The sequence below is a fragment of the Collinsella aerofaciens ATCC 25986 genome (assembly GCF_964239575.1).
Classification (GTDB): domain Bacteria; phylum Actinomycetota; class Coriobacteriia; order Coriobacteriales; family Coriobacteriaceae; genus Collinsella; species Collinsella aerofaciens_BQ.
Genome location: NZ_CAXSQQ010000010.1, coordinates 1 through 16,543, shown reverse-complemented (window position 1 = coordinate 16,543; position 16,543 = coordinate 1). Strand labels below are relative to the sequence as shown.

Annotated in this window: 16 protein-coding genes and 2 tRNA genes; 14 read left to right on the top strand and 4 right to left on the bottom strand. The window is 60.1% G+C overall.

Features of this window, described 5'->3' with window-relative positions; all coding sequences use genetic code 11:
- Nucleotides 1-191 precede the first annotated feature (191 nt).
- The 4 genes from ACESUZ_RS06355 (at nt 192) to typA (ending at nt 3,518) form a co-directional block, all read left to right on the top strand.
- Nucleotides 192-692 (top strand): bifunctional nuclease family protein, encoded by a 501-nt coding sequence (locus ACESUZ_RS06355; protein ID WP_373199106.1) that lies wholly within the window; start codon nt 192-194, stop codon nt 690-692.
- Nucleotides 693-1,082, top strand: coding sequence for a hypothetical protein (locus tag ACESUZ_RS06350; protein ID WP_195241148.1), 390 nt, complete (start codon nt 693-695; stop codon nt 1,080-1,082).
- Nucleotides 1,083-1,112: 30 nt separating this feature from the next.
- On the top strand, nt 1,113-1,562 hold the full coding sequence (locus tag ACESUZ_RS06345) for a hypothetical protein (protein WP_089572580.1): 450 nt from the start codon (nt 1,113-1,115) through the stop codon (nt 1,560-1,562).
- A gap of 117 nt (nt 1,563-1,679) precedes the next feature.
- A complete protein-coding gene (gene typA / locus ACESUZ_RS06340; protein ID WP_006235837.1) occupies nt 1,680-3,518 on the top strand; it encodes a translational GTPase TypA in 1,839 nt (612 codons plus the stop codon).
- 127 nt (nt 3,519-3,645) lie between these two features.
- Here the strand turns inward: typA and ACESUZ_RS06335 are convergent, their stop codons facing one another.
- From ACESUZ_RS06335 to ACESUZ_RS06320, 4 genes are all read right to left on the bottom strand, one after another.
- Nucleotides 3,646-4,791 (bottom strand): bactofilin family protein, encoded by a 1,146-nt coding sequence (locus tag ACESUZ_RS06335; protein WP_373199103.1) that lies wholly within the window; start codon nt 4,789-4,791, stop codon nt 3,646-3,648.
- A gap of 106 nt (nt 4,792-4,897) precedes the next feature.
- Nucleotides 4,898-5,587 carry a trimeric intracellular cation channel family protein gene (locus tag ACESUZ_RS06330; RefSeq protein WP_373199101.1) on the bottom strand — a complete coding sequence of 230 codons (690 nt, stop codon included), beginning with the start codon at nt 5,585-5,587 and terminating at the stop codon, nt 4,898-4,900.
- Between the two features lie 362 nt (nt 5,588-5,949).
- Nucleotides 5,950-6,040: transfer RNA gene (locus tag ACESUZ_RS06325), tRNA-Ser, on the bottom strand.
- A gap of 48 nt (nt 6,041-6,088) precedes the next feature.
- Nucleotides 6,089-6,179: transfer RNA gene (locus ACESUZ_RS06320), tRNA-Ser, on the bottom strand.
- Nucleotides 6,180-6,683: 504 nt separating this feature from the next.
- Here ACESUZ_RS06320 and rpsF point away from each other — a divergent pair.
- From rpsF to ACESUZ_RS06270, 10 genes are all read left to right on the top strand, one after another.
- Entirely contained in the window at nt 6,684-6,977 is a 294-nt protein-coding gene (gene rpsF, locus ACESUZ_RS06315; RefSeq protein WP_006235831.1) for a 30S ribosomal protein S6, read from the top strand.
- A gap of 48 nt (nt 6,978-7,025) precedes the next feature.
- Nucleotides 7,026-7,478 (top strand): single-stranded DNA-binding protein, encoded by a 453-nt coding sequence (locus tag ACESUZ_RS06310; RefSeq protein ID WP_055310294.1) that lies wholly within the window; start codon nt 7,026-7,028, stop codon nt 7,476-7,478.
- A 72-nt stretch (nt 7,479-7,550) separates the two neighbouring features.
- A complete protein-coding gene (gene rpsR, locus ACESUZ_RS06305) occupies nt 7,551-7,817 on the top strand; it encodes a 30S ribosomal protein S18 (protein WP_006235829.1) in 267 nt (88 codons plus the stop codon).
- 15 nt (nt 7,818-7,832) lie between these two features.
- Nucleotides 7,833-8,366 carry a 50S ribosomal protein L9 gene (rplI, locus tag ACESUZ_RS06300; RefSeq protein WP_117820638.1) on the top strand — a complete coding sequence of 178 codons (534 nt, stop codon included), beginning with the start codon at nt 7,833-7,835 and terminating at the stop codon, nt 8,364-8,366.
- A 200-nt stretch (nt 8,367-8,566) separates the two neighbouring features.
- A complete protein-coding gene (gene dnaB / locus ACESUZ_RS06295; protein WP_006235827.1) occupies nt 8,567-9,964 on the top strand; it encodes a replicative DNA helicase in 1,398 nt (465 codons plus the stop codon).
- Nucleotides 9,965-10,057: 93 nt separating this feature from the next.
- Nucleotides 10,058-11,344 carry an adenylosuccinate synthase gene (locus ACESUZ_RS06290; RefSeq protein ID WP_373199099.1) on the top strand — a complete coding sequence of 429 codons (1,287 nt, stop codon included), beginning with the start codon at nt 10,058-10,060 and terminating at the stop codon, nt 11,342-11,344.
- 118 nt (nt 11,345-11,462) lie between these two features.
- Nucleotides 11,463-12,767 (top strand): phosphoribosylamine--glycine ligase, encoded by a 1,305-nt coding sequence (gene purD / locus ACESUZ_RS06285; RefSeq protein WP_373199097.1) that lies wholly within the window; start codon nt 11,463-11,465, stop codon nt 12,765-12,767.
- A gap of 21 nt (nt 12,768-12,788) precedes the next feature.
- Nucleotides 12,789-13,484 carry an NUDIX domain-containing protein gene (locus ACESUZ_RS06280; RefSeq protein ID WP_373199095.1) on the top strand — a complete coding sequence of 232 codons (696 nt, stop codon included), beginning with the start codon at nt 12,789-12,791 and terminating at the stop codon, nt 13,482-13,484.
- A gap of 184 nt (nt 13,485-13,668) precedes the next feature.
- Complete coding sequence (locus ACESUZ_RS06275) at nt 13,669-15,438, top strand: ABC transporter ATP-binding protein (RefSeq protein WP_373199093.1); 1,770 nt, start codon at nt 13,669-13,671, stop codon at nt 15,436-15,438.
- Nucleotides 15,439-15,457: 19 nt separating this feature from the next.
- Nucleotides 15,458-16,417, top strand: coding sequence for a hypothetical protein (locus ACESUZ_RS06270; protein ID WP_373199091.1), 960 nt, complete (start codon nt 15,458-15,460; stop codon nt 16,415-16,417).
- Nucleotides 16,418-16,543: the final 126 nt, after the last annotated feature.

The following is a 16,543-nucleotide window of genomic DNA, read 5'->3' as shown; positions in this document are numbered from 1 at the left end:
CCACCATCAAAACTGTTAAAAGCCTCGGGGCAATTGCCTCGAGGCTTTTTTCTTAGCCACAGAAGGTAGTCAAAAAAGCTCTGTCCCAAATTAACTACTTTGATTTTGTGTGCTACGCGAAAGTTTGGGTAGTATAGCTATTCAACGCGGCGGGCCGCCGCGTGTTAACCGCTACGTACCGGAGGTGTTCCATGGTTCGTGTCGACATAGAGACCATCGTCATGGCCGCCGGTCCCGTGCCATCGCTTATCGTGCTTCGCGAACGCTGCAGCAAGTCGGATTCCCCCGCGCCGCTGCGCTCCCTCTCCATCCAGACTGGCTCGTTTGAGGCTGCGGCAATCAGCCGCGGCATCGACAGCGGACGCGCCGATCGCCCGATTACCCATGACCTGTTGCTCGATACTGTTGGCGCCCTGGGCGCCAAGCTCGAGCGCATCGAGATCGTTCGCGCCGAGCCGCCGGTGTTCTACGCGACGATTGTCGTACTGGCCGATGGTGACGAGCGCAAGATCGATGCCCGTCCCAGTGATGCCATTGCCCTTGCCGTGCGCAGCAATGCCCCCATGTTTGTGGAGGACGACATCATGAATCGCCTGGGCACTGTTTCTGCCCATACCGAGGAAGTTGACGACAAGCAGGAGTTCGAGAAGTTCGACGAGTTCGTCCATACGCTCTCGCCCGATGACTTCTAAATGCGGGGCGGCCAGGATGCGGAGCGTTCGCTGATGGCCGGCGGTATGTCGGCTGAGGCGGCTGCGATCGCCCGTGAGGCCCAGATGCGCTCTGAGGCGTCCGAGGCGGCTCGCATTGCCTATGTGACGCAGGCCCGCACGCTTCACGAGCGCCGCGGCTCGTTTATCAAGATGGTTGTCGTCTCCGCCCTTGTCGCGGCAATCTGCTCGCGCCTTCGTGGTACAGTTGGTGCGCTTGGGTTTTCGATCTCTACGGGCCTGGTGATCTGGGGCGTGGTCGACGCGGTAATGCTGACCAGTCAGATCAAGGTGCTCGACAAGCGCGCGATGGATATGATGCGCGCCCGCGACGCTGCCGCTAAGATCGCCGCTGAGGCACAAGAACTGTAATGACGCCAGACTCGATGGGAAGGTCTAAAGATGGCACAGGATATGCAGGACGCCGGTAACGTCTCCGCCGAGCTCGACGCCATGGTGTGCGATCTGATCGGAGCGTTCTTGGACGACCTTGCCGCCGGTGAAAACCCTGGCGTGGTCGTGGCAATTGAGGACGCCGCTTCCAACCGTTATCTGGCGGCGCTCGATGAGGATGGCGAAGAGGCGTGCCTCGAGGCGGCCACCAACTTTATCTCCGAGCACAAGATGGGTCTTAAGGACGAGGGCCTGGGCCGTATCGCTCGCTATGCCATCGGCTACACCGGCTGCGTCGAGATTGACGGCGGCTATCACGATGCTCTGCTCGTGAGCTTCTTCGAAACCACGCTCGAGAGTGGTTTTTCGGCATATGTGCTGTATGAGGGCATGGGCGCCGGCGATGGTTTTATGTGGAGCGACCCTGAACCTGCAGGTGAGGAAACCCCTCTCATCTAAAATCGCTAAAATAAACGAGTTTTCGGTAAAAGGCTCAATATTCCCGCTGAGCGTTGTATCGCTGGGCGGGCCGCATACGCGTGCCGGTTGTATATAGATAGAAGATAGGGGAACTACATGCGCGTAGACAATCTGAGGAACATCGCCATCATCGCTCACGTCGACCACGGCAAGACGACGATGGTCGACAAGCTCCTGCGTGCCACGGACGCCTTCCGTGCCAACCAGCAGGTCGAGGACCGCGTCCTGGATTCCAACGACCAGGAGCGCGAGCGCGGCATTACGATTCTCGCCAAGAACATCTCTATCGAGTACAAGGACGTCAAGATCAACGTCATCGACACCCCGGGCCACGCCGACTTTGGCGGCGAGGTCGAGCGCGTGCTGCGTATGGCCGACGGCGCCCTGCTGCTGGTCGACGCTTTTGAGGGCCCCATGCCCCAGACCCGCTTCGTGCTGCGTCACGCTATCGACACCGGCCTTAAGATCATGATCGTCATCAACAAGATCGACCGTCCGGGTGCCAACCCCGAGAAGGCCTACAACGACTGCCTCGACCTTATGGCCGACCTGGGCGCTACCGACGACCAGCTTGAGTTCGCCATGGAGCACGTGGTCTACGCCAGCGCCATGAATGGCTTTGCCCGCCTTGACCCCAACGACGGCAACATGGACATGTATCCGCTGCTCGATATGATCATCGACGACATGCCCGCGCCCGAGGTTGACGAGAACGCCCCGCTGGCCATGCAGTGCGTGACCATCGACCACTCCAACTTCGTTGGCCGTATCGGCATCGGTCGCGTGTACTCCGGCACCATCCACCAGGGCGACCAGATCCTGGTTGTCAAGAATGACGGTTCCAGCGCCACCGCTACCGTCAAGCAGCTCTTTACCTTCGACTACCTGGGCCGCACCGAGTGCCAGGAAGTCGGCGCCGGTGACATCGCCGCCGTCGTGGGCATCGATCGCACCGATATCGGCGATGTCTACACCGACCCCGAGAACCCCGTTGAACTCGAGCCCATCGAGATCGACCCGCCGACCCTGTCCATCGTCTTTGAGGCTTCGACCTCTCCGCTCGTCGGTCGCGACGGCGACATCGTGGGCGCCCGTCAGCTCAAGGAGCGCCTGTTCAACGAGGCCGAGAACAACGTGACCATGAAGATCGAGGAGCTCGAGGACAAGAGCGGCGTCGAGGTCTCGGGCCGCGGCATTCTGCACCTGTCCGTTCTGATGGAGTCCATGCGCCGCGAGGGCTTTGAGTTCCAGGTCGGCCGTCCCCGCGTTCTGTTTAAGAAGGATGAGAACGGCAACAAGATGGAGCCCGTCGAGCAGGCCGTCGTCGAGTGCCCGGACGAGTACTCGGGCAAGGTCGTTGAGGTCTTCGGTACCTCCGGCGGCATCATGACGAGCATGGACACCTCGGGCATCGTGACGCATCTCGAGTTTAAGATTCCGACCCGCGGCATCATGGGCCTTAAGAACCGCATCATGAACGTCACCCACGGCGAGGGCGTGTTCTACCACACCTTCCTGGAGTACGGTCCTTACGCCGGCGAGATCGGTAACCGTCAGAACGGCGCCATGATCTCCATGACCACCGAGAAGGCCGTTGCCTATGCCCTGGGTACGCTGCAGGAGCGCGGCCAGCTGTTTGTTGAGCCGGGCACCGAGTGCTATGAGGGCATGATTGTGGGCGAGCGCAGCAAGGCCGGCGACATGGTCGTCAACATCGCCCGTACCAAGAACCTGGGCAACCAGCGTTCCTCGACCTCCGATATCTCCGTGCAGCTGGTGCCGCCCCGCACCTTCTCGCTGGAGGAGGCGCTGGAGTACATCGCCGACGACGAGCTGGTCGAGATCACTCCCAAGAACATCCGCCTGCGCAAGCGCCTGCTCAACGCCACCGACCGCAAGAAGGCCGCCGTCCGCGCCGGTCAGGTCAACAAATAAGCGCTGGACTTTATAGCGTCTAACAAGAAAGGGCGTCGACCGTAATGGTCGGCGCCCTTTTTGGTTCAGGGGGCAGGTTCGTTTGCGCCGCCACAAAGGTGCTTGGCATCTTTGTGGCGGTTAGCTGCTAAGCGGTGGGGAGTTCTGGCGTGTTAGCCGGCTGCTGCGGCTTGAGGTGGGCGTTGTGCCAGATGATTTGGATGATGTAGCCGAGCATAAAGACAAAGGCCACGCCGCTGATGAAACTGCCTACGAGGGGAAGCCCCGTGAGGGCGCCTGCGATTACGCCACCAACGGCTGCCATGGCGTAGCGGTTCTGGCTGTGTCCGACCATGCGTGCAATCGCGCACCCTGCAAAGGCATTCGACACCAGCGCGATGCCAATGACACCGCACATGAGGGCTCCGGCAAGCGACAGACCGGCGATAGAGATAATCAGCAGTAGGACGGCGGGGACGATAGCAATCGTGCCCAGAAGACCGCTCACCCACAGGGGCATGGGGCGCTGGTGGAGCATACCGGCGGCGCTGGCAGTCGCACGCGGAAAGACGAGCTCGAGCAGCAGGGCGACAAAGCAGGTCGAGAGTGCCGCGGCGACGATACCGCCGATGACATCGTTAACGGTGGAAGTATCCTCGTTCTCGGTGCGGTCGATCTTGAGTGCGCCGACCTCGGCTCCCGCGACGCGCTCGGGGTCCTCGGAGACGTGCGCGTTCACGGTGCCGGTGATGTGGGCGTTCTTGCCCAGGATGAGCTTGTCGGCCCAAACCTCGACATCGCCATCGACGGTGCCGTCGATGGTTACCGTATCGCCCGCGAGCGCTGCCGACTTGGTGGAGCCTCGCAAGGCAACCGTCTCGCCTATCGCGTAGAAACAGTTAGCGGTGCTGTCGGAATTGAGAACGACATGCTGGCCAGCAACGGTCACGCTGCCATCAACCGTGGTCTTGGCAATGTCGATGGTGCGTGCCGCCAGACGGACGGCGCCGCCCACCGTGCAGTCGCGAATTGAGAGGGTATCGCCCGCGGCGATGATATCGTGGTCGATGGAGACATCGTCCAGTTCGAGACTCTGACCGGCCCAATACAGGTCGCCCTCGACACCGGACGGATTAGAGTCGTTGTCGGTTGCAAGTACGTTGCCTGCCGTGTCCGTGCCGGCAAATGACGCCGTGGGAAGTGCGGCGAGCGCCAGCGCGATGAGCGCGAATAGGATGGTGATGCGGCCCCACGCTTTACGGCGCTGGGTCGACGGGAATTGATTGCGGGACATAGTGAATCCTTCGTCAGATGCTCGATATGCACTTAACAGGGTACCCAACGCGCGGGCGCTCTAAAAGAACCTCTCGGTTGCATTTCGAAGGATGGGCCCGCGCCACCTATTTTTTGCGGTGCAAAAAGTGTGCGATGTCTTCCTCGGTGGGGCTTTTGATGTCAAAGCGCAGCGAGAGCCAGCGCAGACCCATGGTCACGACAACGCATACGACCAGCGCGGCGACATTGCTCATGATGCCGCTCATAACGAGACACACATAGCTTGTCGATCCGGCGATGGCGGCGATGGCATAAAAGTTAGTACGTTGGAAAATGCCCGGAACCACGCCCATAAAGCCGTCGCGCAACATGCCGCCGCCCACCGCGGTAAAAAAGCCCATCATGATGCACACCGCCGGTGCAAAGCCGTAGACCAGCGCCTTGTCCGCTCCGGTGGCGGCATAGATGCCGACCGAGATGATGTCGAGCAGGGGAATGAGTTTTTCGGGTTTGTCGACGATTGCCGGGAAAATGTAGATGATGGCTGCCGTGGCGATGGAAAGCGGCAGTGCCATCGGCTGGTTGAGGATGTAGACGTTGCCCACCTGCAGCGTCATATCGCGCAAAAGACCGCCGCCCAGACCGCAGACCACCGCGAGCGCGACCGCGCCCACCAGGTCGAGCTTGTGCTCGCGCGCAACCAGTACACCCGAGATCGATGCAGCGACAACAGCGAACATCTCGAGCCAAAACGGAATAGCGACCATGGCATCCGATGCATGTGAGGTAATGGTCATAGCGGCGACGACGGGCAAGATGGGGTCCTTTGGGTTACGGATTTTGACAATGCCCGTACATAGTACATGTTCGGTGCCGATTGCGACCCTATTGCTCGGCAAACGGTCGGGACTGGGTACGGTCATAGGTTCCATGTTTGGGGATCCGGGTTGATGCCGAACGCGATGGGGGCGTGGCTGAATAGGAGGGATGTCCAAATTTTGAGTGGAGCTCACAATTTATCCGGTCGGCTTGCGCCGACCGCGCTGCGCTAAAAACGCGCCACTGGCGCGTTTTCTTTACGCTTTGCGCCCTGGCGGGTTCGAATCCCTCCTCCTGCGCGTAATTGAAATGTGCCCAAAAAGAAAAAAGCCCCATTGCTGGGGCTCATACCATCTAATGGCGGAGGAGGAGGGATTCGAACCCTCGTGACCTTATACAGGCCAAACGGTTTTCGAGACCGCCGCATTCAACCACTCTGCCACCCCTCCGCGTGGGGTAAAAACAAAGCAGGCTCGAAGGCCTGCTTTGGAATTAACTGGCGGAGAGTCAGGGATTTGAACCCTGGAGACGCTTTTGACGCCTACACGATTTCCAATCGTGCTCCTTCGGCCACTCGGACAACTCTCCGTTAAATGCGAAAGTCAGTATACACGAGGAATCGAAAAGTGCAAACAGAAAAGTTGGCATTTTTTAAAACGCTTGGCCGCGCCTGGCGTTGCAGTGGGGTTTGAGGTGCCAAAAAACGGCTTCCGACCAGCGTGGTTGATCAGCTCAATTGTTCAAAAGGGGTATTCATAAGCGACTTGGCAATGAATTTAAAAATCTTTGGGTGGTGCTGTGGGCCACTGGTATGCATTTTGCGACCACAGCCTTGTGCCCGTTGACCTGCGGCTTGGCTCAGCTTGTCCCCACGGCACCGTATCTTGCCCACAGATCCGTCAAGCTTTTGGTCAGCATTTGGTTGGAATGCGCATGAAACGTGGTGCGAGCATGGGCATATGTGGAGGTCATGAGGTTGTAGCTGCATATTCTTGCGGCCTGAGAGGTTGAAAGATATTATTACCAAGTCTTTTCCTGCTTCAGGCGCACCTTCACGACCTGAAGCCACATTTGCCCAGAGGAGGTGACAATATGAAGGCTTATGAACTGCTGTTCTTTGTTGACCCGTCGCTCGACCCCGAGACTCGTCTCGCTGTTATGAAGCGTATCGATACCACGATCGCTGAGGGCGCTGGCAAGGTCGACTCCGTTGACGAGTGGGGCAAGCGCAAGCTCGCCTACGAGATCAACGACCTCACCGATGGTGACTACACCCTCATCAACTTCCACGCAGATCCTACCCAGATCGCCGAGCTTGATCGCGTCCTGCGCATCACCGACGCTGTGGTCCGCCACATGATCGTCCGTCGCGACGACCAGGAGTAAGACTGTCGTTTTGGACTGGGCTTGTGCCCCAAGAGGAAGTAGTGAGTTATGAGCATCAATCGAGTGAACATCACCGGTAACCTCACGCGTGATCCCGAGCTGCGCGCCACCGCCGGCGGAACCCAGGTTCTGTCCTTTGGCGTCGCCGTGAACGATCGTCGCCGCAACCCGCAGACTGGCGAGTGGGAGGACTATCCCAACTTTGTCGACTGCACTATGTTCGGCACGCGCGCCGAGGCCGTGAGCCGTTTCCTGGCAAAGGGAAACAAGGTCGCGATCGAGGGCAAGCTGCGCTACAGCTCTTGGGAGCGCGACGGCCAGCGCCGGAGCAAGCTTGAGGTCATCGTCGATGAGATCGAGTTTATGAGCTCCCGTGGTGGCCAGGGTGGCTACGATCAGGGCGGTTACGCCCCCGCAGCTCCCGCGCCCGCAGCACGTCCTGCCGCACCGGTGGCTACGCCGCCCGCGGTCGACGTCTACGATGAGGACATCCCGTTCTAAGGGCTGTTCACCTATTTTTGAGTGAGAGGCGGCTTCGGTTCGCCGAAGTTGCCAAACGAAAGGTATTTTGACATGGCTAATGATTTTTCTGCACGTCAGCCGCGTCGTAAGTACTGCCAGTTCTGCAAGGAGAACACTGAGTTCATCGACTATAAGGACACTCAGCTTCTCCGTAAGTACATGACCGACCGTGGCAAGATCAAGCCCCGTCGCGTCACTGGCGCTTGCACGCAGCATCAGCATGACATCGCCAACGCCATCAAGCGCGCCCGCGAGATGGCTCTCCTGCCGTACACCGTCCCCGTGGTTTCCTCTCGTGGCAACCGCGACCGCGGCTAAGAAGGGAGACGCATCATGAAGGTTATTCTTCTCGATGAGATCAAGGGCAAGGGCGGCGAGGGTGACGTCGTAGAGGTCGCTCAGGGTTACGCTGAGAACTTCCTGTTCCCCAAGAAGCTCGCTGTTGCCGCCACCAAGGGCAACCTCAAGCAGCTTGACGAGCGTCGCAACAACATCGCCAAGCGCGAGGCCGTCCGTCTGGCTACCGCCAACGAGACCAAGGCTGCCTTCGAGGGCAAGACGGTCACCGTTGACGTCAAGGTCGGCGACGAGGGCATCCTCTTTGGCTCCGTTACCGCCGCTATGATCGCTGACGCCATCAAGGCTCAGCTCGGTATGGACATCGACCGCAAGCGCGTCGAGCTCGGTAAGCCCATCAAGGTTGCCGGTGCCCACACCGTTGCCATCTCGCTGTACCGCGAGATCAAGGCCGAGGTTGTCGTTCTCGTTGGCGTTACCGCCGAGGAGCTCGCTGCCGAGGCTGAGGAGACCGCTGAGGTCGCCGAGGCCGAGACCGCCGAGGTCGAGACTGAGGCTGCTGCCGAGTAGCATTTGCTGCAACGCAACAATCTTGTTCTAAGAAGGGCGCTCTTTTGTTTTCTACGCTTGGCGAGCGCCATGGCATGCGTTGTGGTGAAGTCCCAAATGCGGGACCGTTCATCCGTTTCGTTCGGTGATGATTGCCGGGGCGCGGCCCGTTTTGGGGTTGTGGCTGATACTATGGATGCTCGCAAGCGATATGAATGAGGATGCTCATGGCATACGACGATAGGGAGACGGGGCTGACGGTCGAGGACCGTGGCTCCAAGTTGGGTCTCCCTCAAAACCAAGATGCAGAGGCCAATGTACTGGCCGCCATGCTGCTGTCGCCCGAGGTGGTCGAGGAGGCCCAGGTCGAGCTGCAGCCCGATGACTTCTACCGGCCCATTCATAAGACCATCTATACTGCGATGGTCGATATGTACAACAGCCGCATTCCCATCGACTCCATCTCGCTGATCGATTACCTGCGAAGCATCAACAAGCTCGATGCCGTGGGCGGCGAGGCCTACATTTTGGAGCTGATGGGTCAGACCCTGTCGCTCGTCAACTGGCAGCACCATGCCGCCATCGTTCGCCGCGATTCGATGCTGCGCGAGCTGATCGGCGCCACCAACGAGATCAACGCGCTGGCATATAACGCCCCCACCGACACCAAAGAGGTCGTGGAGCTAGCCGAGAGCAAGCTGCTCAAGGTCACGGCACGCGAGGTCAAGTCGAGTTACAAGACGCTGACCGAGTTTATGGTCGAGGCCTATAACGAGGCCGAGGAAGTGTGCCAGGCCGGTGGCCAGGCTGCGGGCGTGCCCACGGGCTTCCCGTCGCTCGACCGCATGCTCATGGGTTTTCGCGAAGGCCAGCTCATCATCATCGGTGCCCGTCCTGCCGTGGGTAAGACGTCGTTCGCTCTGAATCTGGCGCTCAACGCTGCCGCTGCGGGCTATACTGTCGGCTTCTTCTCGCTGGAGATGTCGGGCAAGGAAATTGCCCAGCGTCTGATTTGTGCCTACGCCATGATCTCGATCAGTGACTTCCGCATGGGCCGCATTAGCCCCGAGCAGTGGGCCAATATCAACGAGGCCACGCAGACCTTGTCCAAGCTCGATATTCTGATTGACGATACGCCCGGCACCACGGTGACCGAGATTCGCGCCAAGAGCCGCCGCATGCTCCATAACAAGGAGAAGGCAATCATCATCCTGGACTACCTGCAGCTGGTGAGTCCTCCGCCGGGACGCCGCTCCGAGAGCCGTACCGTCGAGGTTTCGGAGATGTCGCGTGGTCTGAAGATCATGGCTAAGGAGCTCAAGATCCCGCTCATCGCGCTGTCGCAGCTTTCGCGTCAGGTCGAATCCCGTACCGGCAAGCGCCCGCAGCTTTCCGACCTTCGTGAATCGGGCTCCATCGAACAGGACGCCGATATCGTTATGTTCTTGGACCGCTCCGCCGACGAGGCCGAAGCCTCGCGCGACGATCGACCCGACGAGGGCGTTACGCGTATCGTCGTGGCCAAGAACCGTTCGGGCCCGATCGGCGACGTCGACCTGATGTTCCTGCCGGCATCCACCAAGTTCTATGAGCTTGATGGGGCACATGCCGAGGAGTAGGACAGGCACCCGTTGCACGGGTATACTGGGAATGTTTTGTGCTTCTGCGTGCCGGCGTGGCGCGTAGACAGTCCATGAATGTAAGGAGTAAACATGCCGTCAACCGTTTTGGTCGGTGCCCAGTGGGGCGATGAGGGCAAGGGTAAGATTTGCGACCTGGTCGCCGGCGACTTCGATGCCGTCGTGCGCTACTCGGGCGGCAACAATGCCGGTCACACCATCGTCGTCAACGGCAAGAAGTACGGCCTGCACCAGGTGCCTTCCGGCATCATGTATTCCGACCACGTGTCGGTGATCGGTAACGGCTGCGTCGTCAACCCCAAGGTTGTCCTTGAGGAGATCGACATGTTCGAGGCCGACGGCATCACCACCAAGAACCTCAAGATTAGCGGCAACGCGCATGTCATCATGCCGTACCACATTGATCTGGATGGCGCCTTTGAGCAGAAGCTCGGCAAGAAGAACATCGGTACCACCAAGCGCGGTATCGGTCCGTGCTATCAGGACAAGATGGCCCGCATTGGTCTGCGCATGCAGGACATGCTGGACGAGACGCTGTTCCGCGACAAGCTGGAGACCGCTCTCGCCCGCGTGAACCCCGAGCTCGAGCTCATCTACAATCTGCCCACCTACACCGTGGACCAGATTTGCGACGAGTACCTGCCGATGGCCGAGCGCCTGCGTCCCTACATCACCGAGACGAGTCTGCTGCTCAACAACATGATTGACGAGGGCAAGGACCTGCTGTTTGAGGGCGCCCAGGCGACGCTGCTCGACATCGACCACGGTACCTATCCGTACGTGACGTCTTCCAACTGCACCGCCGGCGGCGCCATCACCGGCTCCGGCGTCGGTATGAAGAACGTCGACCGCGTACTGGGCGTCATGAAGGCCTATATCACCCGCGTCGGTTCGGGCCCCATGCCCACCGAGCTTTCCTATGAGTCCGAGGCCGGTCACACGCTGACCGAGGAGGGCTACGAGTACGGCGTGACCACCGGTCGCCGTCGTCGCTGCGGCTGGTTCGACGGCCCCATCGCCAACTACGCCTCGCGCGTCAACGGCCTCACCGATATCGCCATGACCAAGCTCGACGTGCTTTCGGCTTTCGACACCATTAAGGTGTGCGTGGCCTACGACGTCGATGGCGAGCGCTACACGAGCGTGCCCGAGCATCAGGTGCGCTTTGAGCATGCCAAGCCCATCTACGAGGAGCTCCCCGGCTGGAAGTGCGATATCACCGGTTGCCGCAGCTTTGACGAGCTGCCGCAAGAGGCTCAGGACTACGTGGCGTTTATCGAGGATCTGGCACACACCCGCGTGACGTTCATTGGCGTTGGCGCTGGTCGCGAGCAGATCATCAACCGATTCTGGAAGTAATCGGGACTATTTGGTTATTGCGATATACCCCTTTGCAGCCCGGACGGGCGGCCGAGGGGTATATTTGCTTGCAAAGGGCTCGCGCGGAGCGGGCCATTCATCCATAGAGGAGGCACCCTTGAAGGCGGACACTCAAACCATCGACATCCTGTTGTTGGGCAGCGGCGGCCGTGAGCATGCTTTGGCAGCTAAGCTCGCAGCATCACCGCGCGCCGGCAAGCTCTACATCGCGCCGGGCAACGGCGGCACCGCGAGCTGCGGCGAGAACGTTGTTCTCGACGACTGCGATCCTGCGGCCGTGGCGGCGTTTGCGCAGAGCCACGGATGCGGACTCGTGGTAATTGGCCCCGAGGCTCCGCTCGTGGCGGGCGTGGCCGACGCCGTGCGCGCGGCGGGTATTCCCTGCTTTGGCCCGGGTGCCGAGGGTGCCCAGATGGAGGGCTCCAAGCTGTTCTCCAAGCAGCTCATGGAGCGTGCGGGCATTCCGACGGCAGCCTATGGTTCGTTTACCGACGAGGCTTCGGCTCTCGCCTACGTGCGCGAGCAGGACGCCCCGCTGGTCGTCAAGGCCGACGGCCTTGCCGCGGGCAAGGGCGTTATCGTGGCGACCGAACTTGAGCAGGCCGAGGAGGCCGTGCGCGAGTGCTTTGGCGGCACCTTTGGCGATGCCGGCAACACCGTGGTTATCGAGGAGATGCTCGTTGGTCCTGAGTGCTCGCTGTTGGCCTTTACCGACGGCAAGACCGTGCGCCCCATGGCCACCTCGCAGGACCACAAGCGCGCGCTCGAGGGCGACAAGGGCCCCAACACCGGCGGCATGGGCGTCTACAGCCCGGTGCCCATCGTGACTGACGAGGAGCACGCCACGATGGTGGAGGTCATGGAACAGACCGTGGCAGAGCTCGCCGCCGAGGGCATCGACTACCGCGGCTGCCTGTATGGCGGCTTTATGCTCACGCCTGCCGGCCCCAAGGTGCTGGAGTTCAATGCTCGCTTTGGCGACCCCGAGACGCAGGTCGTGCTGCCGCGCCTTAAGAACGACCTGGTCGAGGTCATGCTGGCTTGTGCCAACTGCGAGCTCGATCAGATTGAACTCGACTGGCGCGACGAGTGGGCCGTGGCCGTTGTCCTGACGAGCGCGGGCTATCCCGGCAGCTACGAGAAGGGCAAGGTCATCACCGGTATTGAGGATGCCGAGGCCATGGAGAACGTGACCGTGTACCACGCGGGCACTGCCGTGGTGGACGGCCAGCTCGTGACCAATGGTGGCCGCGTGCTTGCCGTGACCGCTCTGGGCGACACGTTCGAGAACGCTCGCAACCTTGCCTACGAGGCCTGCGAGAAGATTGATTTTGAGGGCAAGACCCTGCGTCACGACATCGGCCTGCGCGCGCTGCGCGGCCGCGACGCCTGGGATGCCTAAAATCCGAGAGGAATGAGACGGATGGACGAGAAGAACGAAGAACTCGTGGACGCGCAGATCGTCGAAGAGGACAGCCGCATGTATGGGCACGCCGAGGGCGAGCCTGGTGGCGAGGTCGCTGACGAGCCGGCACTGGTGCTGGGCGACGACGACCCGCACGATGCCGAGCTGCACGAGAAGATTCTTTCGGAGGAGTGCGCCTGGAAGGGCAAGATCCTCGACGTCCACCGTCTTGAGGTTGAGTTGCCCAACGGCCACCGCAGCGGTCGCGATATCGTTCGCCATCCGGGTGCGGCGGCCGTTGTGGCACTGACCGAGAGCGGCAAGATCGTACTGGTGCGTCAGTACCGCACCGCCATCGACCGCGTGACGGTCGAGATTCCCGCCGGCAAGCTCGATCCAGGCGAGGACCCGCTCGATTGCGCCAAGCGCGAACTGCATGAGGAGACCGGCTTTAGGGCTGGTCGTATTCGCTTTTTGACGTCGATTGTCACGTCCTGCGGTTTTTGCGATGAGATCATTCACATCTACCTGGCCACCAAGCTCGAGTTCGATGCACCCAACCCCGATGATGATGAGTTTGTCAACGTTGATCTGGTGCCGCTGCACGAGCTGATCGACGCCGTGCTCGACGGCAAGATCGAAGACGCCAAGACCGTCGTGGGCGCCTTGGCCTGCGATAGCATCGCGCACCGCTTGGGCGGAGCCGATCTTTAACGAGCGGGAATGATCCCGTAGGTTTGTGTAAGTCAGCGATTGTGCTCCATTTGAGACAAGGTGGCCTAAAAGAGGAGGGAAGCGTATGGATATACGCGACCGACGATTGAAGGCCAGATTGTCCAAATGGAGCACTTGCAGCGTCGAGATGAAACGCGGTTTGGTAAAACCGCGTAAGGTGATTATGCTGAAGAGGTTTCTTTCGTATTACAAGCCCCAGATGGGGCTTTTTGTTGCCGATACTGTTTGCGCCCTGGTGCTTGCCGCCATTGACCTGGCGTTCCCCATTATCCTGCGCAATCTGACCGGCGGGCTCTTTACCCAGGGCCAGGCTGCTATTATGCAGGCGCTCGGTATGATCGCGGTCGGCTTGGTACTGATGTACGCCGTCCGCTGCGCCTGCCGCTACTTTGTGAGCTATTGGGGCCACGTGATGGGCGCGCGCATGGAGTCCAAGATGCGCGAGGACCTGTTCGATCAGTACGAGCGCTTTAGCTTTGCGTACTTCGATCGCAACAGCTCGGGTGACATGATGAGCCGCGTGGTCAACGACCTGTTCGATATCTGCGAGGCGGCACACCACGTGCCCGAGTGGATAATCATCTGCGGTATCGAGATTATCGGCTCGTTTGTGATCCTCTTTACCATCGCTCCGGTGCTGGCGCTTGCTATGGTCGTGGTGACGACGGTGTTTGCGGTCATTATGTTTTGGCAGAACATGCGCATGCGCGAGGTCTTTAGCGACAACCGCAAAAAGATCAGCGGTATTAATGCCCAGCTGCAGGATTCGCTGGCAGGCATGCGCGTGGTCAAGAGCTTTGCCAACGAGGAGACCGAGCGCTCCAAGTTCCGCGCCTCTAACGACCGCTATCTTTCGTCCAAGGAGAATATGTATCACGCCATGGGCGTCTACACAGCGACGTATGGCCTGCTCTCGGGCGTGCTGTACGTGATCGTGGTGCTGCTGGGTGGTTGGCTGGTGGCGCAAGGCCAACTGCAGGCGGTCGATATGGCGACCTTCGCGCTCTACATTTCACTGTTCTGCACCCCGCTCGAGACGCTCGTCAATTCGGCCGAAACGTATCAGAAGGCCATCGCCGGCTTTAAGCGTATGGACGAGGTGCTTTCGACCGCCCCGGATATCCAGGACAAGCCGGGTGCCACGGACCTGCAGGTGACGGCTGGCGCGGTTGAATATCGCGACGTGTGTTTTAGCTATGGGGACGTTGAGCTCGGCGCAGGCGAAGAGGCTCGTCCCGTGATCGACCATATGAATCTGTCCATCAAGCCCGGCCAGACCATCGCACTGGTTGGCCCCTCGGGCGGCGGCAAGTCTACGACTTGTTCGCTGCTGCCGCGCTTTTACGACGTGGCTGCTGGATCCGTCAGCATCGACGGTCAGGACGTGCGCGACGTGACACAACAGAGCCTGCGCCGCGCCATTGGCCTGGTGCAGCAGGATGTCTATCTGTTTGACGGTACGATTGGCGAGAACATCGCCTACGGCAAGCCAGGCGCCACGGCAGAAGAGGTCGCCGAGGCCGCCCACCGCGCCAATATCGATGCCTTCATTGAGTCGCTGCCGCAGGGCTACGACACGGTCGTGGGCGAGCGCGGCAGCCGTCTTTCGGGCGGCCAGAAGCAGCGCGTAGCCATTGCGCGCGTGTTTCTCAAGAACCCCAAGATCCTGATCCTGGACGAGGCGACGAGCGCCTTGGATAACGAGAGCGAGGAGGCGGTGCAGGAGTCGCTCGAGCGCCTGGCGCGCGGTCGCACCACGATCATCATCGCCCACCGTCTCTCGACCATTAAGCATGCCGACGAGATTGCGACCGTCGAGCATGGTCGCGTTGTGGAACGTGGTACGCATGAGCAGCTTCTCGCCCGTGGTGGCACCTATGCCCGTTACTATCGAATGCAGTTCGAAGGTGCGCGTGCGCACGAGCTCGACTGATTGATATGACAGGAAGTATATGGCTGAGAAGAACCCTTTGACTCCGGAAGAAGTGACGGAGTTATTCTCCGAGATCGACGCATCCGGCGTTTTGGATCCGACGCTTGCCAAAAAGCGCACCGAGCGCATGCGCGAAAAAGAGGCAGCGGCCAAGCGCGGCGACAAGGCGGCGTTGGCGCAGCTTCGCAGCGAAGATCGCGCAAGCCAGACAAAACAGATCGACCCGCTGTCCGAGGACGACCCTTCGGGCTCGCAGGTGAGCCATACCATTACGAAGACCGCTATGGCTGTGGTCATAGGCATCCTTGTACTGATCGTGGGCATGCAGATTGGCTACGGCGTGATGCGTCGCCTGAACACTGCCAACCTGTCCGAGAGTGTTTCGGTGGATACCGTTTCCACGGCACTGAAGGGCGGCCTTGAGTGGGGTAACGGCTTTACGCAGTTCCCGCTCGACTTTACCGTCGACGAGGCGGACGAGCGCACAGGCACGGTCGAGGTAACGGTGTTGGACACGTCGTCTGCCAACGAGCTCGAGCTGCTGTCCAACGGGCAGATTCAGGCTGCGGCACTTGCGACCAACGCGTTGCTCAACGATAAGATTGACCGCGTGGTGTACAACGTGCACGCCTATATCGACGAGGACAGCAAGATCCAGCACGACTCTTTCTTTGGCATGTTTCCCGCACGGGGCCATCAGAGCGCCATTCTGACGTTTGTGTGGACCAAGAGCTCGTCAAATGCCACGAGCATCGACTGGAAGATGCATATCGTGAGTATGGACGACACGATTTCCGAGCGCATTCAAAAGCAGGTGAACTCGGTGTCGTCGCTGATTGAGGACCCGTCGGTGAGCCAGACCAAGATTGACGAGGAAAAGGCCGAACGTGACCTGGAGCATCGCCTGCACGGTCGCGAGATCTTCCGCGGAGGCAAGCCCGACCGCACACCGTCCGATCTGCTGGAGCAGGATAAATAAGACGCCATCATCCCGCGTGAGTTACAAGCCTCGCGGGATGATTTTTTAAGGCTCTGTTAGACCAGGATTGACATTCCGCCCCGTCATCTTCTTGCGATTGCACAATGGTCGCCCCTTGTCGAATCT